The sequence below is a fragment of the Gordonia sp. NB41Y genome (genome assembly GCF_030718915.1).
Lineage (GTDB): Bacteria > Actinomycetota > Actinomycetes > Mycobacteriales > Mycobacteriaceae > Gordonia > Gordonia desulfuricans.
In genome coordinates this window covers 1,419,461-1,437,542 of record NZ_CP132196.1, presented here as the reverse complement: position 1 = coordinate 1,437,542, position 18,082 = coordinate 1,419,461, and the positions used below count along the sequence as shown (strand labels likewise).

16 protein-coding genes are annotated in these 18,082 nt (G+C 68.4%); 11 read left to right on the top strand and 5 right to left on the bottom strand.

Features of this window, described 5'->3' with window-relative positions:
• Positions 1-31 precede the first annotated feature (31 nt).
• Together Q9K23_RS06115 and Q9K23_RS06110 are read left to right on the top strand one after the other, a co-directional pair.
• Positions 32-2,152 carry a cation:proton antiporter gene (locus Q9K23_RS06115; protein WP_053778486.1) on the top strand — a complete coding sequence of 707 codons (2,121 nt, stop codon included), beginning with the start codon at positions 32-34 and terminating at the stop codon, positions 2,150-2,152.
• Position 2,153: 1 nt separating this feature from the next.
• On the top strand, positions 2,154-2,975 hold the full coding sequence (locus tag Q9K23_RS06110) for a protein kinase (protein ID WP_053778485.1): 822 nt from the start codon (positions 2,154-2,156) through the stop codon (positions 2,973-2,975).
• 17 nt (positions 2,976-2,992) lie between these two features.
• Here Q9K23_RS06110 and Q9K23_RS06105 read toward each other — a convergent pair whose 3' ends face one another.
• Positions 2,993-3,322, bottom strand: a complete 330-nt coding sequence (locus tag Q9K23_RS06105; protein WP_053778484.1) for a hypothetical protein — start codon at positions 3,320-3,322, stop codon at positions 2,993-2,995.
• A 176-nt stretch (positions 3,323-3,498) separates the two neighbouring features.
• Here Q9K23_RS06105 and Q9K23_RS06100 point away from each other — a divergent pair, with 176 nt between their 5' ends.
• The 6 genes from Q9K23_RS06100 (at position 3,499) to Q9K23_RS06075 (ending at position 8,932) form a co-directional block, all read left to right on the top strand.
• Complete coding sequence (locus tag Q9K23_RS06100) at positions 3,499-4,368, top strand: universal stress protein (RefSeq protein WP_020791876.1); 870 nt, start codon at positions 3,499-3,501, stop codon at positions 4,366-4,368.
• A gap of 19 nt (positions 4,369-4,387) precedes the next feature.
• A complete protein-coding gene (gene soxR, locus Q9K23_RS06095; protein WP_020791875.1) occupies positions 4,388-4,852 on the top strand; it encodes a redox-sensitive transcriptional activator SoxR in 465 nt (154 codons plus the stop codon).
• A 10-nt stretch (positions 4,853-4,862) separates the two neighbouring features.
• Complete coding sequence (locus tag Q9K23_RS06090; protein ID WP_053778483.1) at positions 4,863-5,954, top strand: patatin-like phospholipase family protein; 1,092 nt, start codon at positions 4,863-4,865, stop codon at positions 5,952-5,954.
• Positions 5,951-7,192, top strand: a complete 1,242-nt coding sequence (locus Q9K23_RS06085; RefSeq protein WP_020793628.1) for an MFS transporter — start codon at positions 5,951-5,953, stop codon at positions 7,190-7,192. The genes Q9K23_RS06090 and Q9K23_RS06085 overlap by 4 nt, the downstream gene beginning before the upstream one ends.
• Positions 7,193-7,304: 112 nt before the next feature.
• Entirely contained in the window at positions 7,305-8,561 is a 1,257-nt protein-coding gene (locus Q9K23_RS06080; RefSeq protein ID WP_053778482.1) for an arginine deiminase, read from the top strand.
• Complete coding sequence (locus Q9K23_RS06075; RefSeq protein ID WP_152972890.1) at positions 8,561-8,932, top strand: GntR family transcriptional regulator; 372 nt, start codon at positions 8,561-8,563, stop codon at positions 8,930-8,932. The genes Q9K23_RS06080 and Q9K23_RS06075 overlap by 1 nt, the downstream gene beginning before the upstream one ends.
• A gap of 102 nt (positions 8,933-9,034) precedes the next feature.
• On the opposite strand, the gene Q9K23_RS06070 is transcribed toward Q9K23_RS06075, so the two are convergent.
• Entirely contained in the window at positions 9,035-10,633 is a 1,599-nt protein-coding gene (locus Q9K23_RS06070) for a phospholipid carrier-dependent glycosyltransferase (protein ID WP_305950427.1), read from the bottom strand.
• A 42-nt stretch (positions 10,634-10,675) separates the two neighbouring features.
• On the opposite strand from Q9K23_RS06070, the gene rsmI reads away from it, so the two are divergent.
• A complete protein-coding gene (gene rsmI, locus Q9K23_RS06065; RefSeq protein WP_053778495.1) occupies positions 10,676-11,530 on the top strand; it encodes a 16S rRNA (cytidine(1402)-2'-O)-methyltransferase in 855 nt (284 codons plus the stop codon).
• Positions 11,531-12,223: 693 nt separating this feature from the next.
• On the opposite strand, the gene Q9K23_RS06060 is transcribed toward rsmI, so the two are convergent.
• The 3 genes from Q9K23_RS06060 to metG are packed head-to-tail and all read right to left on the bottom strand — an operon-like array spanning position 12,224 to position 15,745.
• Positions 12,224-12,958 (bottom strand): SGNH/GDSL hydrolase family protein, encoded by a 735-nt coding sequence (locus tag Q9K23_RS06060; protein WP_053778480.1) that lies wholly within the window; start codon positions 12,956-12,958, stop codon positions 12,224-12,226.
• Positions 12,958-14,151 (bottom strand): aminodeoxychorismate synthase component I, encoded by a 1,194-nt coding sequence (locus tag Q9K23_RS06055; RefSeq protein ID WP_020789734.1) that lies wholly within the window; start codon positions 14,149-14,151, stop codon positions 12,958-12,960. Before Q9K23_RS06055 ends, Q9K23_RS06060 begins: the two co-directional genes overlap by 1 nt.
• 22 nt (positions 14,152-14,173) lie before the next feature.
• Complete coding sequence (gene metG / locus Q9K23_RS06050; RefSeq protein WP_020789741.1) at positions 14,174-15,745, bottom strand: methionine--tRNA ligase; 1,572 nt, start codon at positions 15,743-15,745, stop codon at positions 14,174-14,176.
• A gap of 39 nt (positions 15,746-15,784) precedes the next feature.
• Here metG and Q9K23_RS06045 point away from each other — a divergent pair, with 39 nt between their 5' ends.
• Both Q9K23_RS06045 and Q9K23_RS06040 read left to right on the top strand, forming a co-directional pair.
• Positions 15,785-16,900, top strand: coding sequence for an alpha/beta hydrolase (locus Q9K23_RS06045; RefSeq protein ID WP_020789729.1), 1,116 nt, complete (start codon positions 15,785-15,787; stop codon positions 16,898-16,900).
• A 60-nt stretch (positions 16,901-16,960) separates the two neighbouring features.
• Positions 16,961-18,076 carry an alpha/beta hydrolase gene (locus Q9K23_RS06040; protein WP_020789733.1) on the top strand — a complete coding sequence of 372 codons (1,116 nt, stop codon included), beginning with the start codon at positions 16,961-16,963 and terminating at the stop codon, positions 18,074-18,076.
• The last annotated feature ends 6 nt before the right edge of the window (positions 18,077-18,082 follow it).

Sequence of the window (18,082 nt, the reverse complement as noted above, 5' to 3'; positions counted from 1 at the left end):
ACGCATTCCCACGGGCGACGGGAGCCCGATGATGGACAAACACACGGTGGCATTCCTGCTGATCGACGTGGCGGTGGTGATCGCTGCGGCCCGGGTCGGCGGATGGATCGCCCAGAAGCTGCGTCAACCGGCCGTGGTCGGCGAGATCGCCGCCGGTATCGCGTTGGGCCCCAGCCTGCTCGGGCTGCTGCCCGGCGACCCCACCGGATGGTTGTTCCCGACGGAGGTCCGGCCCCTGCTCGGGGCGCTGGCGCAGATCGGCCTGGTCCTGTTCATGTTCATCGTCGGGCTCGAACTCGACATGCGCCTGATCAAGGGCAGAGAACGTGCCGCGGGAACCATCTCGATCTGCTCGATCATCCTGCCGTTCGTCCTCGGTGCGGGGCTGGCGGTGGTGCTCTACCCGTCGCACAACGTGGTCGGCGGCACCGAGATCGGGTTGCTGGGGATGGCGCTGTTCCTCGGGATCGCCATGTCCATCACGGCTTTCCCGGTGCTCGCCCGCATCCTCACCGACCGCGGCATGCAACGGACCGCGCCCGGGGTGTTCAGTCTCGCCGCCGCGGCCGTCGACGACATCCTCGCGTGGTCGGGGCTGGCCTTCGTGATCGCGGTGATCCAGGGCGGCAGTCCGCTCGCCGTCGCCCGCATCCTCGGACTCACCCTGGTCTACGCCGCCGTCATGTTCCTGGTGGTCCGGCCGCTGCTGCGCAGACTCCTGGTGTGGCGCAACGCCGCCGGACGCATGACCCCCGACATCCTCGCGGTGATCCTGATCGGGTTGTTCTGTTCGGCCGCGGCCACCGACCTGATCGGCATCCACCAGATCTTCGGTGCCTTCGTCTTCGGTGCGGTGATGCCGAAGGTGGACGCCGAGGAACTGACCCGCGACATCCTCGAACGTCTCGAGCAGGTCAGTGTGCTGCTGCTGTTGCCGATGTTCTTCGTGGTGACCGGACTCGAGGTGAACCTCGCCGGCATCGGCCCGGGTGGGTGGTGGCAACTGCTGCTGGTGCTGGCCGTGGCGATCGGCGGCAAGTTCGTCGGCGCCTACACCGGGGCCCGGCTGTCGTCGATACCCGGACGCCAGTCGGCGGCGATCGCGGTCCTGATGAACACCCGCGGACTCACCGAACTGGTGATCCTCAGTGCGGGCAAACAACTCGGGGTCCTGTCCGACGAGCTGTTCGCGATGATGGTGGTGATGGCGCTGGTGACCACCATCCTCACCGAGCCCCTGCTGCGGCTGGTCTACCCGGACAAGGTGGTGGACATGGACATCGCCGCGGCCGAACGCAAGGCGCTGGCCTCCGGCACCTCTGCCCGGACGCTGATCGTGCTGGCCGATCTGGATGCCGACCTCGACGACCTGCTGGCGCGGCATCGGCGTGCCTTCGCCGCGGGCGCGGGCACCGACGTCGTCCTCGCCGGGATCCTGGCGAGCGCACCGAGATCGGAACGTCTCGAGGTGGGCGTACCGCTGGTACCGGATCTGTCGGCGATGGCGTCGGCCGTGGAGAAACTCGGTGCGCTCGGCGCGCGGCTGACCGACGCCGAATCGGTGTCGGTGCTGTGCCGGTTCAGCGCCGACCCCGCCGCCGACCTGCAGGAGATGGCCGACAACTCCAACGCCGACGTCGTCGTGGTGGACAGCGGGTGGCGGTCGCTGACCGAATCGGTCACCGCCGCACCGATCGTCGTCGTCGACGAGCAGGCGTCCCCGGGCCGGATGCCCGGCAGCGCACCGCTGACCTGCGTGGCCGCCGACAGCCGGTCCGGGCGTACCGCGGTGGTGCTCGCCGGTGCGCTCGCGGTACACGCGCACACCGCGCTGACCGTCGTGACCTCCGGGTCGAGGCGTCGCCTCACCGCCGACCTGGCACCGGTGGCCACCCGCGGCGTCGACGTCACGGTCACCGAGCGCGACGACGTCCTGGTGCTGCCCGGCACGCTGATCATCGCGCCCGACGACGCCGGCCGGCCATCGGTTCCGGTGGCGTTCACGGTGATCGACCAGATGCAGACCAGTGAGGAATCACTGGCCCAACGCATCGATCTGTTCGTCGCGTCGGCCGGCCCGACCGACCAACGGTCTGCTCCCACACCCGAACTGAACGCGACCCATCCGACCGCATCCCCGGAGAGGCACTGACATGGCCACCGTCGAGGTACCGCAGCACCTGGCCGACTTCACCGTCCTGAGCCGACTCGGCGAAGGCGGCAACGGCACCTTCTACCTGGCCGTCCCACCGGAGCGGCTCGGTCTCACCACCGACCGCGTGGTGCTCAAGGTGTTCGGCGGGAGGTGCAGCGACGACGCCTATCGCCGTGGCGTGCGGGAACTGCGGGCCTTCGCCGCGGTGCGATCGCCCTATCTGGCGTCGCTGTACGACGCGGTCCTGCAGGGGCAGTTCATGTATGCGATGGAGTACTTCCCGCTCGGATCGCTGGCCCGGCCGACGCAGCCGCTGACCCGCGACACCGCCCTCGCGGCGCTCGCCGACGCCGCGCGCGGGGTGGACGCCCTCCACGAGGCGGGGATCGCGCACGCCAACATCACCCCGTCGAGTGTGCTGCTCACAGAGTCCGGTGGCCGGCCCGGCGGCAAGGTGTCGGATCTGGGTCTGGCCCGGGTGCTGGCCGCCGACGAGCCCATCACGAGCTTCGCCCAACCCGGTGCGGTGCAGTACATGGACCCCGCACTGCTGGCGGGCGACGTACCGTCACGGGCCACCGACATCTGGTCGCTGGGTGCGGTGCTGCACCGTGCCCTCACCGGCCAGGGGGTCTACGGCGAGGTACCCGATGCGCAGCCGCTGCTGGCGATCCGTGCCGCACTGTCGACGCCGCCGGCACTGTCGGACAAGCTCGATCCCGAGGAACGCACACTGATCGCCAATTGCCTTGCGCTGTCCGGGGAACGACCCGCGACCGCCGGGGAGGTGGCCGGGCGGATCGACCGTCTGCGCCACTGACCCGAGGTGGCGTGCGGTCAGCCGGACACCAGGAACGGTGCGGTGGCGAACAGGAACACCACGAACGATGCGAGCAGGAACCACGACGCCCCCTGCCAGACCTGCCAGCGGCCGCGGGCACGCCACTGCCGGTAGGTGTGCCACAGGGCACCGAGGGCGCCGACCCCGACGACGGCCGGTGCGACGATCACCAGCACGGTGCGCAGGGCACCGCTGGACAGCAGTGCCACCACCAGGGTGGCGATCCCGAAGCCGAGGACGATCACGCCATAGCGGACGGCCCGCCGCACCTGTGCGTCGGTGCTGTCGGGACCTTGGTCGTCTGGGGGGTGAGGATCAGGGGACATGGCCGGTTCGTGGGATGGAATTTGTCGGAAAGGTGAACATCACCGAGCGTACACATTGCCGAAATATGCCGTATTTCAGGACTTTCCTCACTTTGCCGGGCATCGTATGTCCGGGCAGGATGGGTATGGAAGCAAGGTTATGAGCGTGTGAGAGCACGAGAGGGAGATGACCGAAGATGAGTGCCATTCTCGTTGGCGTCGACGGTTCGGATGCGTCCAATGCGGCCGTCGTGTGGGCTGCGAAGACCGCACAGTACGAAGGCCACGAGCTGAAGCTGGTCGCGGTGTACGACGCCAGTACCAGTGACTACGCGCCGGGTCTGATCATTCCCCAGGACGTCATCGACGCCATTCGTCAGGATGCCACCGATTCGGTGCACGCCGCCGCCACCCTCGCCCACGAGTCCGCACCCGCGCTCGAGGTGCATTCCTCGATCGTCGACGGCGACGCCGCCCGCGTCCTGCTCGAACTCGGCAAGGACGCCGCGATGATCGTGCTCGGCACCCGTGGTCTCGGCAGCGTCAAGGGTCTGTTCCTCGGCTCGGTCTCCACCACCGTCGCCGCCCATCATCACGGGCGTGTCGTGGTGGTGTGCGGTTCCGAGGGCAGCGACAACGGCCCGGTGGTCGTCGGCGTCGACGACTCCCCGGTGAGTGCCGCCGCGGTCAAGGAGGCCTTCCGGCAGGCGGCGCTGCGTGGCACCAAGCTGATCGCCGTGCACACCTGGACCCCGCTCGACGCCGATGCGCTGCACGGCTACGGCATCGACCCCGACGAGGTGTCGCGGATGTCGCAGGACGCCGTCGCCGCCGTCGCCGAGCAGCTCTCCGGCTACCACTCCGACTACCCGGACGTGGAGGTCGTGCGTGAGGTGCTGCCGGAGGAGCCGGCCAAGGCCGTCCTCGACGCCGTCGAGAAGTACAAGGCGCAGTTCGTGGTGGTCGGCAGCCGCGGTCGCGGCGGGTTCAAGGGTCTGATGCTCGGTTCCACCAGCCAGAAGATCCTGCACAGTGCGAACCTGCCGGTGATGGTCGTCCGGGCCTGACCGGCATACGCTCGCAGGGATGGGCCTGAAGAAACTCGAGCTCTCCGTCGGTGAGCTCGCCCTGCGAGCGGGGATCGCCCCGTCGGCGGTTCGGTACTACGAGGATCAGGGACTGATCTTCGCGCGCCGGACCGCCGGCAACCAGCGTCGCTATCACCGTGCGATGCTGCGTCGCGTCGCCTTCATCAAGGCCTCCCAGGTCGCGGGGATCCCGCTCAGCGTGATCGCCGAGGTACTCGCCGAACTCGGTCACACCGAGTCGCCGTCGAAGGCGATGTGGGAGGCCGCCTCGCGACGCTGGATCGACGATCTCGACGCGCGTATCGCGCTGCTGGAACGTCTGCGCGACATGATCGGCTCCTGTGTGGGCTGCGGGTGCCTCTCGCTCGGGGCGTGTCACCTGCTCAACCCCGGCGACGAGCTCAACCGGCTCGGTCCCGGTCCCCGTCGACTCCTCGACGAGCAGGATCAGGCCGACCTATAGGGTTGACGCCATGCCAGGAGGTTCCCGTGTGGCGCTCGCCCTGGGCAGCGGCGGCGCCCGGGGATATGCCCATATCGGTGTGATCGCCGAGCTCGAGGCCCGCGGATTCACACTCGTATCGGTCGCCGGATCGTCCATGGGCGCCCTCGTCGGCGGCCTGTACTGCGGCGGCGGTCTCGACGACTATGTGCGCTGGGCCTCCGGGCTCACCCAGATCGACGTGATGCGTCTGCTCGACGTGTCGCTGTCCCGGCAGGGTGGGGTGATCGGCGCCGAACGCGTCGTCGCGCGGGTCCGCGACATCCTCGGCGACGCCCGGATCGAAGACCTCGCGATCCCGTTCACCGCGGTCGCCACCGACCTCGGCACCGGCCGGTCGGTGTGGTTCCAGAACGGGTCGCTGGTCGACGCGATCCGCGCCTCGATCGCCATCCCCGGGGTCATCGCACCCCACCGCTACGACGGCCGGCTGCTCGCCGACGGCGGCATCCTCGACCCGCTGCCGGTCGCGCCCACATCGGCGGTCAACAGCGACGTCACGATCGGGGTGGTGCTCGACGCCGACGGCGGACCGGGAACCGGGGCGACCCGGGTGCCCGGCGGGCGGGACAAGGACCGCCACCGGGAATCCCGGGAGAACAAGGAACCCCGGGAACCGAAAGAGTCGCGGGAGCATCGGGAGCCGAAGGACAAGGGGATCATCCGCCGCAACATGGAGCCGTTGTTGTCGGGGGATTTCGTCCGGTCGGTCCGCGATCGGATCGGCCTCGACGTGCCGACCGTGGCACCCGAGACCGCCGACGGCCCCTACCAGGACATGCTCGACGAGCTCGGCCGGGCAGACCCGGCCGCGACCCGGGCGGCCGAACCCGAGGTGCGGATGGCGCGGACGATGGGCCGGATGGAAGTGCTCAGCCGGTCCCTCGACATCATGTCGGTGGCGCTGACGCGTCATCAGATTGCCGGGTACCCGCCGGACATCCTCATCCGGGTGCCTCGAAAAGCGGTGCGCACCCTCGACTTCCACAAGGCCACCGAGATGATCGAACTCGGTCGGACGCTGACCGCCGAGGCCCTCGACCGGCTGCCCGAGCAGTCGTGACCACACCGGCCTGGCGACAGATCCCTCGCGGCATCTGGGTGCTGCTGAGCGCGAACGTGGTGATCGCGCTCGGCTTCGGGCTGATCGCCCCCGCGCTGCCCAGCTTCGCCCGGAGCTTCGACGTCGGCTACACCGCAGTCTCTTTCGTGGTGTCGATGTTCGCGTTGATGCGACTGCTGTTCGCCCCGCCGGCCGGCAGGCTGGTCGCGAGACTGGGGGAGCGCCGGATCTATCTGAGCGGTCTGCTGATCGTGGCGGCGAGCACCTTCGCCTGCGCCTTCGCCCAGAACTATGTGCAGCTGCTGATCTTTCGCGGACTCGGCGGCATCGGGTCGACCATGTTCTCCATCTCGGCGATGGCCCTGCTGATCCGGTTGTCGCCCAGCGAGATCCGCGGACGGGTGTCCGGGTTCTTCTCCGCGGGTTTCCTGATCGGCAACATCGCCGGACCGCTGGTAGGTGCGGCGCTGGTCGGCTTCGGGCTGCGGATGCCGTTCGCGGTGTACGCGATCGCGCTGGTGATCGCATCGGTGGTGGTGGCCACCCAGCTGCGCGACGCCGGGACCGCGGTCTCGGCGACGCAGTCCGGGCACGAGGTCATGTCCCTGCGGACGGCGCTGCGCGACAGTGCCTATCGTGCGATCCTGGCCTCCAACTTCGCCCAGGGCTGGGCGTCGATCGGGGTCCGGGTGGCGGTGGTGCCGCTGTTCATCACCGAGGGACTCGACGAGTCCGCGGCGATGGCCGGCGTGGTGCTGGCGGTCTATGCGGTCGGCAATGTCGCCGCGATCCTGCTCGCCGGTCGATTCTCCGACCGCTACGGGCGCCGTCGGGTGATGCTGCCCGGGCTGGCCACCATGGCCGTGTCCACCGCCCTGCTCGGCTTCGCCCCCGGCATCGGTATCGCCCTGGCGTTGTCGGCGCTCTCGGGTGTCGGCTCCGGTTTGTTCGCGCCGACCCACCAGGCGGCCCTCGCCGACGTCCTCGGTGCACGGCGCCAAGGTGGTTCGGCGCTCGCGTCCTACGGCATGGCGTCGGATCTCGGTGCCATCAGCGGTCCGGTCGTGGTGGGATTCGTCGCCCAGCAGGTCGGATTCGGTCCGGCGTTCGTGTTCACCGGGGCGGTGGCCGCGGTGGCGTGCGTGGTGTGGGGATTCGCCCGCGAGACCGCACCGACGGTCGTCGGGGAACCGGCCAAACTGAGCGACCCCGAGACCGGCAGCCCCGATCCCGCCTGAGCCCACACCGCCGAACCACACCGGCGTGAACCCGCCCACATGATCGCCGACATCCGCAGGCCGGCACGCGTCGTCGCCCCCTCGCACACCGCCCAGGCACTACGGTTGTCCCATGGCGAACGAGGGTCCTTCCACAGCGTCCGGCGCACCGGACGACTCCTATCGTCTGGGCAGCGATTCGGAGGTGGGCCGGCTCCGCGCGGTGATGCTGCACCGTCCCGGTGACGAACTGCGGCGCCTCACCCCGCGCAACAGTGACCAGTTGCTGTTCGACGGTCTGCCGTGGGTCGACCGGGCGCAGGAAGAACACGACGCCTTCGCCGACGAACTCCGTACCCGCGGGGTGGATGTGTTCCTGCTCGGTGACCTGCTCGTGGAGGCCATCGAGCACAGCGGTGCCGCCCGAATCCAGGGCATCGCCGCGGCGGTGAGTGCGCGCCGGCTCGGCCCGCACCTCGCGAGCGAGTTGTCGGCGCACCTGCGGGGATTGTCGGCGTCGGAGCTCGCGCACGTGCTGATGACGGGGATGACCTTCGACGAGCTCCCGATGGCACCCCACGCCGGCCGTTCCTCCCTGGTGCGGATGATGCACGTCGGGCCCGAGTTCGCGATCGACCCGCTGCCCAATCTGCTGTTCACCCGGGACAGTTCGTTCTGGATCGGCCCCCGGTTCGCGATCACCTCGCTGGCCATGCCCGCCCGCATCCGGGAGACGTCGCTGACCGACCTGATCTACGCCCACCACCCCCGGTTCACCGGGGCGCGACGCGCCTACGAGTCGCAGGTCGCGCCGGTCGAGGGCGGTGACGTCCTGCTGCTGGCACCCGGCGTGGTGGCGGTGGGGGTGGGGGAGCGCACCACCCCGGCGGGTGCGGAAGCCCTGGCGCAGAGCCTGTTCGGGGACGGGCTCGCGCACACGGTGCTGGCCGTTCCGATCGAGCAGGCGCGGGCGTTCATGCATCTCGACACCGTGTGCACGATGGTCGACGTCGACGCGGTGGTGATGTACCCCAATATCCGGGACACGATGTCGGCGTTCACACTGACCGAGCGCGGCGACGGTCGGATCGAGGTCACCGGTGCCCGGCCGTTCGTGGAGGCGGCGGCCGAGGCGATGCAGATCGAGAAGCTGCGTGTGATCGACACCGGTCTCGATCCGGTGACCGCCGAGCGTGAGCAGTGGGACGACGGCAACAACACCCTGGCGATCGCGCCGGGGGTGGTGGTGTCCTACAACCGCAATGTGGAAACCAATCGGCGACTGCGGGATTCGGGTATCGAGGTGATCGAGATCGAAGGACGTGAACTCGGTTCCGGCCGTGGCGGTCCCCGCTGTATGTCGTGTCCGCTGGCCCGGGATCCGCTGTGATCGACCTGGGCGCGCACCTGCGCCTCGACCCGGAATCCGATCAGCCACCCTACGAGCAGATCCGCCGCGGGGTACTCGCACTGATCGACGACGGCGTGCTGCTGGTGGGTTCGCGCATCCCCACCGTCCGTGCCCTGGCCGCCGACCTGCACGTTGCACCGAACACCGTCGCCCGCAGCTACCGGGAACTCGAGAGCGCCGGGGTGCTCGAGACCCGCGGGCGCAGTGGTTCGTTCGTCAAGGCCGGTCCGGATGCGACGCTGGCCGCGGCACAGAACGCCACCGTCGAGCATGTGAGCAACCTTCGGCAGCTGGGTGTCTCGGACGAGAAGATCGTGGAACTGGTCACCCGGGCCGTGCAGAGCCGCTGACCGCTGATCCGCCGCCGGCATCGGGCAGGTGGACCCGACGTCGGCGAGCCGGTCGTCCTCGCGTGACGGGCACGTCGGATTGTCGCCGCGCGCCAGGTCGGCTCAGCCCCAGCTGGGTAGCCAGATCTGGTTGCGCCACGTCGCCGGGGAGATCGGACTGGCGGTCATGATCGGCCACAGCCATACGAAGTTGGCCACCACCACCCCGATGTAGATCGCCACCACCAATACGGCGAGGGCTTGGCGTTCGGGTCGGGAACCGGGGATCGATTTGCGTGATCCCCGGAGGATGTCGCCGCAACAGAGGGCCAGTCCCATCACCAGGAACGGGGCGAGGACGGTGGCGTAGAAGAAGTACATCTGTCGGTCGATCTCGGCGAACCACGGCAGGAAGCCGGCGGCGTATGCGGTGACGACGGCGGCGTAGCGCCAGTCGCGCCGGACCAGCCACGACCACAGGCCCCACAGGAGTACCGGCAGGGCCAGCCACCACATGGCCGGCGAGCCGATGAGCATCTGGGCGCGCACGCAGTCACCGCCGCCACACTGGTCGGGGCCGTTCTCGATGGCGTAGAGCATCGGGCGCAGGCTCATCGGCCACGTCCACGGCTTCGATTCCCATGGGTGGTGATAGCCGGCGGAGTTGGTCAGGCCGGCGTGGAACTCGAGGATGCCCGACTCGTAGTACCAGAGCGAGCGCCACGCGCCCGGCACCCACGACCACGGGCCGTCGGTCCCGATGGTGTTGCCGACCTGATAGCGGTAGACCGATGTCTCACCGGAGAACCAGGGGATGAAGGTGGCCAGGTAGATGGCCACCGGCATCACCACGAGACTCAGGCCCGACGGCACCACGTCGCGGACGAGGGCGCCCAGCCACGGGCGTTGCACGTGATAGGCGCGGCGTGCGGCGACGTCGAAGCCGACGGCCAGAAGGGTGAAGAAGATGACGTAGTAGATGCCCGACCATTTGGTGCCGCAGGTCAGGCCGAGCATCACACCGGCGGTGAAGCGATACCAGCGGAATCCGAGCCGCGGGCCGAATCGCGAGTCGCCGATCCGGCCCTCCAGGTACACCTTGTGCATCCGTTCGCGGACCTGATCGCGGTCGGCGACGAGCGCGGTGAACGCGGCCACGATGAACAGTGTCTGGAAGATGTCGAGCATGCCCATCCGGGACTGGACGAACAGTACGCCGTCGCAGATCGCGAACACCCCGGCGATGGCGCCCACCAGTGTCGAACGGGTCATCCGTCGCACCGCCAGATAGATCAGCGCCACGATCAGGATTCCCGACACCGCGGACATGAACCGCCAGCCCATCGGGGTGTAGCCGAACAGCCACTCACCGATCGCGAGCATCCACTTTCCCACCGGCGGATGGACCACCAGGCCGTATGCCGGATTGTCCTCGATCCAGTTGCCGCCGGTCAGTACCTGCCAGCCCTGCGGGACGTAGTGCTTCTCGTCGAAGACCGGTGTGCCCTTGTCGGTGGGGAGCCACAGCGTCCAGAACCGGGTGATCGTGGCGATCACCACCAGCACCAGCCCGACGATCAGTCCGCGGCGTCGGTCGGTCGGCCCGAACAGTGGGGTGGGGATCTCCGGTCCGGGGTTGGGCGGCGTGGGCTGAGCCGACGCCGGGAAGTCGGCGCCGTGATGTCGTGCGTCCGCTCCGACGTCGCCCACGGTGAGAGTCACCCGATCGATGGTAGTGGTCGGCCCGCCGTAAGCTCTGTGGACATGACATCCGAGCCGACGACGTCCGGGGCGCTGGTCCTCGCGGCCACCCCGATGGGCCGCTACGACGACGCGTCCCCGCGGTTGCGTGAGGCGCTCACCACCGCCGACATCGTGGCCGCCGAGGACACCCGACGTGCCCGCGCGTTGGCCGCCGGTCTGGATGTGACGATCACCGGTGAACTGATCAGCTACTACGACCAGGTCGAGGCCGCGCGCACCCCTCGGTTGGTCGAGGCCATCGCCGGGGGTGCCACGGTGCTGCTGATCACCGACGCCGGGATGCCGTCGGTCAGCGATCCGGGCTATCGCGTGGTGGTGGCATGTGCCGAGGCCGGTCTGAAGGTCACCGCGCTGCCCGGGCCGTCGGCGGTGACGACGGCGCTGGCGGTCTCGGCGATGCCGTCCGAACGTTTCTGCTTCGAAGGGTTCGCGCCACGGAAGCCCGGTGCACGCAAGGAGTGGCTCGGTCAGTTGCGGGACGAACGCCGTACCGCGGTGTTCTTCGAGTCGCCGCATCGGCTCGCCGACTGCCTCGGCGATGCGGTGACCGTCCTCGGCGGCGACCGCCGGGCCGCGGTGTGCCGCGAGCTGACCAAGACCTACGAGGAGATCCGACGCGGCGATCTCGCAGAGCTGGCCGAGTGGGCCGCCGGCGGAGTCAAGGGCGAGATCACCGTGGTGTTTGCCGGTGCGGTCGCGACCGAACCGGATCTCGACGAGCTCGTCGTCCGTGCCGAAGGTCTCGTCGAGGGCGGGATGCGACTCAAGGCCGCGTGTGAAGAGGTGACGCGGGGGACGTCGGTCTCCCGGCGCGACGTCTACGAGGCCGTACTCGCCGCACGGTCGGCGGAGTAGTTCTTTTCGCGACACCCCGGAGGTGGCCACCACCCGACGTCGGGCTGCGGAGATTTCGACTCGGGTCCTCGCGATGCTCGGTCCCGGCTCAATCAGCAACGGGCAGTTGCTGAGGCGTGTCGAAACCTCAGACGGCCGGGTTGTTGACGTGACCACCTCTGAGGTGGTTGCTACCCGACGTCGGCTGCGGAGATTTCGACACGGGTCCTCGCGATGCTCGGTCCCGGCTCAATCAGCAACGAGGATCGCAGTTCAATCAGCAATGCCCAGTGGATGGTTGAGCCGATGAGGAGCGTAGCGACGAGGCGTGTCGAAACCTCAGACGGCCGGGCTTGCTGGCGTGACCACTTCGGAGGTGGTTGCTATTCGACGTCGGCTGCGGAGATTTCGACTCGGGTCCTCGCGATGCTCGGTCCCGGCTCAATCAGCAATGGGCCGTTGCTGAGGCGTGTTGAAACCTCAGTCGGCCGGGTCGTCAACTCGGCCACCTCTATCGTTGCTCAATCAGCAATGCCCAGTGGATGGTTGAGCCGATGAGGAGCGTAGCGACGAGGCGTGTCGAAACCTCAGACGGCCGACGTCGTCAACTCAACCACCCCGGTCCCGGCTCAATCAGCAACGGGCCGTTCCTTCGTCGCTGCTCAGCCCGAGCGACGGCCGACCGGCTGCGCCATGGCGAGGAAGTCGCCTTGATCAGCGGGGGATCGGGTCTGTCAGGACGGAATCGATGAGGCCGGCGTAGACGTCGTGGAACGACTCCGATGGATGGAAGCCGTCGGCGGCGAACAGGTCGTCGCCGGGCGGGACGAAACGATCGAATCGGCGAATCCGGGTGTTGCGGGCGGCCACCTCGTCGGCCACCGCGTCGAACCGGGCGGCCCGCCGGCCGAGGGTGGTGGCAAGGGTGCCGGGCAGTGCGGGGCACATGTTGAGGATGGGGACGGGCAGCAGCACGATCTGGGCTGACTCGGCGGCGCCGTCGACGACGGTGTCCATCAGCGTGGTCAGGTCGGCCCGCCACTGTTGTGAGCGCACCATGTTCTTGGTGTCGTTCGCGCCGACCGACACCACGATGACGTCGGCCGCCGACAGTGCCTGCGGATCGATCAGGGTGACCACTTCGCGTGCGGTGAATCCGGTCCGCGCGTAGACATGCCATTCCACCGGCCCGTCGACGCGGGCGGCGAGGCGTCGTGCGACCCCGCCGGCCAGGGTGTCGCGATGATGGTCGACGCCCACGCCGCCGGCGAGACTGTCGCCGAGCACCACCAGGCGGGTGACCGGGCCATCGCGGTCGTCACCGACCACGTCGTGATCGCCGACCGCCTGCGGCAGACGCAGCACCGTCTTACGGGCGCGCAGGCCCTGGACCAATGCGACCGGCGTCCGCCAGGTGGCGGCACCGGTGAGTGCAACGATTCGCTGCATCAGATCACCTCAACCGTGTTCTCGAAGCCGACGATGCTCGCGGCCTTGTCCAGACATTCCTGCCATTCCCGCTCGGGGACGGAATCGATGGTGATCCCGCCGCCCACACCGAGTTCGGCGGTCCCCGACGGTGTGAGCTCGACGGTGCGGATCGCCACGTTCAGATCGAGCAGGTGGTCGGGCCCGGCCAGGCCCACGGCGCCGCAGTAGACGCCGCGCGCCTCGGCCTCCCACTGTGCGGTGAGATCCCATGCACGCAGCTTCGGGGTGCCGGTCACCGATGCCGGTGGCCACGTCGCCTCGAGCAGGCGGGAGGTGCCGACGGTGGGATCGACGATCGCCTGCACCGTCGACACCAGATGCCACACCCCGGGTGCGGGGACCACGGTGAGCAGATCGGTCACCCGGACCGATCCGGTGACCGCGACCCGGCCGAGATCGTTGCGGACCAGGTCGACGATCATCACGTTCTCGGCGATGTCCTTGGCGGACGCGGCGAGTGCGGTGGGGTCGGCATCGGCGGGCAGGGTTCCCTTGATCGGCGACGACGAGACGATGTTGCCGGTGCGGCGCAGGAAGGTCTCCGGCGAGAAGCTCGCCACCGACCCCCAATCACCCTGGAGGAAAGCCGACTTCGCCGGACGGGTGGCGGCGGTCAGATCGGTGTAGAAGGCCAGGGCCGAACCGTGGACGACGCCGGTGAAGCGGGTACACACACATGCCTGGTACACCTCGCCGGCGCGGATCGCCTCCAGACACTCCTCGATGGCGAGCAGGTGGGGATCGCGCTGCGGAGCAACCCATTCGGCGGACCACGCATCACCGCATCCGTCTGCTGACATGATGGCCGACGGGTCGGCCAGGCATCGCTCGATCCAGTCGGGCATCGGCGAACCCGCCGGTGCCACATGCTCCCACCGGCCGTCGCGCAGCACCAGCAGACGATCGGTGAGGCCGCCCGCACACTCCGGCAGCGGTCCCTCGCCCGCGCGGGGGCCGCCGAATCCCAGATAGCCCAACCAGAAGCGGTCGGGGTTCGCCGGGGGCGGGGTGTCGCGCAGGATCTCGATCGACGGCGCGATCACCGCGTCGGCATCCCACCAGTCGCCGATCAGTGCCGCGGGTCCGGGCAGCCCGAGGCGCCCCGACTCGACGTCGAGGGCGTGCAACAGGTCGAGTGCGGTGGCGCTCATCGACGCTGACCGGACCGGGTGATCATCCCTCGTAGCGGGGGAAAACCGGTGTGGGCTTGGGCAGTTCGGTCCCGGGCGTCAGACGGTCGGCGACGGCGGTGAAGTCCCGGCGTTCGCCCACGGCGAGCAGATCGAGCAGTGTGCCACAGGATGTCGGCAGGACCGGCTGGGCCAGCAGCGCGACGATCCGCACCACCTCGGCACACGCGTACAGCACGGTGCCGGTGCGATCGAGATCGGTCTTGGCCAGCTTCCAGGGTTCCTGCGCCGAGATGTAGCGGTTGGTGTCGGCGAGCACCGACCACAGCGCCTCGAGGCCGAGATGGATGGCCTGCTCGTCGAAGTGGTTGCGCACCGCCGACAGCAATCCGTCTGCGGCGGAAAGGAGTTGGCGATCGGCGTCGGTGTACTCGCCGGGGGTGGGGACCGCGCCGTCGAAGTACTTGCCGATCATCGACAGGGTGCGCTGGGCCAGGTTGCCGAACTCGTTGGCGAGGTCGGCGTTGATCCGGGCGACGATCGCATCGGTGGAATACGACCCGTCCTGCCCATAGGAGACCTCGCGCAGGAAGAAGTACCGCACCGGATCCAGGCCGTACTCGTCGATCAGGGTGTCCGGGTCGACGACGTTGCCGATCGACTTGCTCATCTTCTCGCCCTTGTTGAACAAGAAGCCGTGTGCGAAGACCCGTTTCGGCAGGGGCAGGCCGGCACTCATCAGGAACGCCGGCCAGTACACACAGTGGAACCGGATGATGTCCTTGCCGATGATGTGCAGATCGGCCGGCCAGTACCGGTCGTAGGTGGCCTGGTCGTCGGGGAAGCCGACACCGGTCAGGTAGTTCGTCAGCGCGTCCACCCACACGTACATGACGTGGCCGGGGTGATCGGGGACCGGCACACCCCAGTCGAAGGTGGTGCGCGACACCGACAGGTCGGTCAGTCCGCCCTTGACGAAGCTGATCACCTCGTTGCGGCGGGTGTCGGGGCCGATGAACTCCGGGTGGCTCTCGTACAGGTCGAGCAGCCTGTCCTGGTACGCCGACAGCCGGAAGAAGTAGGTCTGCTCCTCGGTCCAGGTCAGCACATGCCCGGAATCGGTGGCGACGCGGTTGCCGTCGTCGTCGACGGTGGTGTCGGCCTCGGCGTAGAACGCCTCGTCGCGGACGTCGTACCAGCCGGCGTAGGTGTCGAGGTAGATGTCCCCATTGGCACTCATCCGCTGCCAGATGGCCTCCGAGGCACGCTTGTGATCGTCGTCGGAGGTGCGGATGAAGCGGTCGTAGCTCGAGCCGAGCCGATCCTGCAGCGCCTGGAAGCTGTCGGAGTTGCGGCGGGCGAGCTCGGCGGTGGGGATGCCCTCCTTCTCCGCGGTCTGCTGCATCTTCTGGCCGTGGACGTCGGTTCCGGTAAGGAATCGGAGGTCGAATCCGTCGAGCCGTTTGAAACGCGCGAGAGCATCGGCCGAGATGTACTCGTAGGCGTGCCCGATGTGCGGTGCGCCGTTGGGGTAGGCGATCGCGGTGGTGAGGTAGTACGGGCGTCCGGCGCCGTACGAGGCGGCCGCGTCGGTGCTGGTCAGATCAGAGGACATAGTGGTGCCAAGAATACGTGTCGCGTTTAAGCTGGCCACATGGTGATGGCCGATCGACCTGAAGTCCAGACCGCCTCGACCCCCGTGACGGCGCTGACGATGGTCGGACTCGCCGACAACATGCTCAACGGATTGGCCCGAGTCCCCTTCCGCAAGTTCTGGAACGGCCCGGGCGGACTGCTCGACAACGTCGGCCAGTCGGTCACCCGCCAGGCGATTCGCTCGTTCATGGGCTACATCGTGGGACTGCCGATCGAGGAGTTCCGCTCGATGGAGAAGGTGCTCGACGATCTCTGCCAGGTGGTGATCCCGCCGTTCATCCGTCTCACCGACGGCGTCGAGGTCACCACCGACGAGATCGCCGGGGTTCCCGGGCTGTGGCTGCGTGCCCGGGCCAGCGCCGACGAGCACGTCGACGACGCCGAGGACAAGAAGACCATCAAGGGCACCATCCTGTATCTGCACGGCGGCGGCTACATCGGCACCACCCCGATGATGTACTCGGCGTTCGCCGCGTCGCTGGTCAGCGGTACCGGATGCGAGGTGTTCATCGCCGACTACCGGATGGCGCCGGAGTTTCCCTACCCGGCCGGGGTGCTCGACGCGACGGACGTCTATCGCGGGCTCCTCGACCGCGGTGTGGACGCCGACCACCTGATCATCGCCGGTGACTCCGGTGGCGGCGGCCTGGCGACGCAGGTGGTGAACCATCTGCGGACCGAGGGTCTGCCCCGGCCCGCGGCGGTGGCCCTGTTCTCCCCGGAGGTCGATCTGGATCTCGACCACCCGTCGATCACCGAGAACGCCACCACCGACATCCTGCCGTGGAACGTGCCGGTCACCCCCTACCTGCACGGCATCCAGCCCGACGACGAGCGGGTGTCGGCGGCCCGCGCCGAGCCCGACCCGGAGTGGTTTCCGCCGGCGTTCGTCTGTTGGGGCAGTTCCGAGATGTTCCGCGATCCCGTCCGCGACTACGTCGCCGTCCTGGAGAAGGCCGAGGTCGAGGTGTGCTCGGTGGAGGGCCGGGGAATGTTCCATGTGTTCCCGATCCTGATGCCGTGGGCGGAGAGCTCACACGAGGTGTATCGCGAACTCGACGCCTTCGTCGACCGGCACGTCACCCCGGATCCGGCGGCCACGGCCACGCACTGAGCCCTGTGTGGGCGATGCTCCATGTGGTCCGGTTCGTCCGGAACCCCTAGGCTGAGCGCCATGGTGATGGCCGATCGTGACGGAGTGGAAACAGCATCGACACCGGTGGCGGCCTTGGCCGTATGGGGGCTGGTGCAGAACGTGACCAACGGACTGGCCCGGGTGCCGTTCCAGCAACCCTGGCGCGGGCCGGCGGGGGTGCTCGACAATCTCGGTCAGTCGTTCACCCGTCAGGCCGTGCGGTCGTTCATGGGGTACTCGATGGGCCTGCCCATCGAGGAGTTCCGGTCGGTGGAGAAGGTCCTCGACGGGATCTGCAACGTCGTGCTGCCTCCGGTGATCGGCAACGCCGGAGGCGTCGAGATCACCAGCGACGAGATCGCCGGGGTGCGCGGACTCTGGTGCCGTGCGAAGGCCAGCTCGGACTCCTACGTCGACGACGGCGAGGAGAAGGTGGCTATCGACGCCACACTGCTGTACCTGCACGGCGGCGGCTACATCGGCACCTCGCCCATCATGTACGCGGCGTTCGCCGCGGCGCTGGTGCGGTTGACCGGGACCGAGATCTTCATCCCCGACTACCGGATGGCCCCCGAATTCCCCTTCCCCGCAGGACTTCACGACGCCGCCGACGTCTATCGAGGACTGCTCGACCGGGGAATCGACGCCGACCACCTGATCGTCGCCGGCGATTCCGGCGGCGGTGGTCTCGCGACGTCGCTGATCACCTACCTGCGTGACAACGATCTACCCAAACCCGCTGCGCTGGCGCTGTTCTCGCCGGAGATCGACCTCGACCTCGACCACGATTCGGTGGTCGACAACGCCCCCTTCGACATCCTGCCGTGGAGTATCCCGGTGGCGCCGTACCTTCGGGGCGTGCAGCCCAACGACGACAGGGTGTCGGCGGTGTACGGACACCCCGATCCGGAGTGGTTCCCGCCGACATTCGTCTGCTGGGGTGAACGTGAGATGTTCCGCGACGGTATCCGCAGCTTCGTCGAGGTGCTGCGCGATGCCGGTGTGCCGCTGTCGGTGATGGAGGAGGAAGGGATGTTCCACGTGTTCCCGATCCTCATGCCGTGGGCCGAGTCGTCCAAGCGGGTGCTGCGCAAGCTCGGCGAGCTCGCCGACAAGCACGTCACCCCCGACCCGGATGCCCGGCCGACACACTGAGCAGTG

Coding starts and splice junctions, on each gene's coding strand:
- Q9K23_RS06060 (WP_053778480.1), bottom strand. CDS start 12,958: ATGCAGCGAATCGTTGCACTCACCGGTGCCGCCACCTGGCGGACGCCG.
- Q9K23_RS06110 (WP_053778485.1), top strand. CDS start 2,154: ATGGCCACCGTCGAGGTACCGCAGCACCTGGCCGACTTCACCGTCCTG.
- Q9K23_RS06105 (WP_053778484.1), bottom strand. CDS start 3,322: ATGTCCCCTGATCCTCACCCCCCAGACGACCAAGGTCCCGACAGCACC.
- Q9K23_RS06100 (WP_020791876.1), top strand. CDS start 3,499: ATGAGTGCCATTCTCGTTGGCGTCGACGGTTCGGATGCGTCCAATGCG.
- Q9K23_RS06055 (WP_020789734.1), bottom strand. CDS start 14,151: ATGAGCGCCACCGCACTCGACCTGTTGCACGCCCTCGACGTCGAGTCG.
- Q9K23_RS06040 (WP_020789733.1), top strand. CDS start 16,961: ATGGTGATGGCCGATCGTGACGGAGTGGAAACAGCATCGACACCGGTG.
- Q9K23_RS06090 (WP_053778483.1), top strand. CDS start 4,863: ATGCCAGGAGGTTCCCGTGTGGCGCTCGCCCTGGGCAGCGGCGGCGCC.
- Q9K23_RS06080 (WP_053778482.1), top strand. CDS start 7,305: ATGGCGAACGAGGGTCCTTCCACAGCGTCCGGCGCACCGGACGACTCC.
- rsmI (WP_053778495.1), top strand. CDS start 10,676: ATGACATCCGAGCCGACGACGTCCGGGGCGCTGGTCCTCGCGGCCACC.
- metG (WP_020789741.1), bottom strand. CDS start 15,745: ATGTCCTCTGATCTGACCAGCACCGACGCGGCCGCCTCGTACGGCGCC.
- Q9K23_RS06045 (WP_020789729.1), top strand. CDS start 15,785: ATGGTGATGGCCGATCGACCTGAAGTCCAGACCGCCTCGACCCCCGTG.
- Q9K23_RS06115 (WP_053778486.1), top strand. CDS start 32: ATGGACAAACACACGGTGGCATTCCTGCTGATCGACGTGGCGGTGGTG.
- soxR (WP_020791875.1), top strand. CDS start 4,388: ATGGGCCTGAAGAAACTCGAGCTCTCCGTCGGTGAGCTCGCCCTGCGA.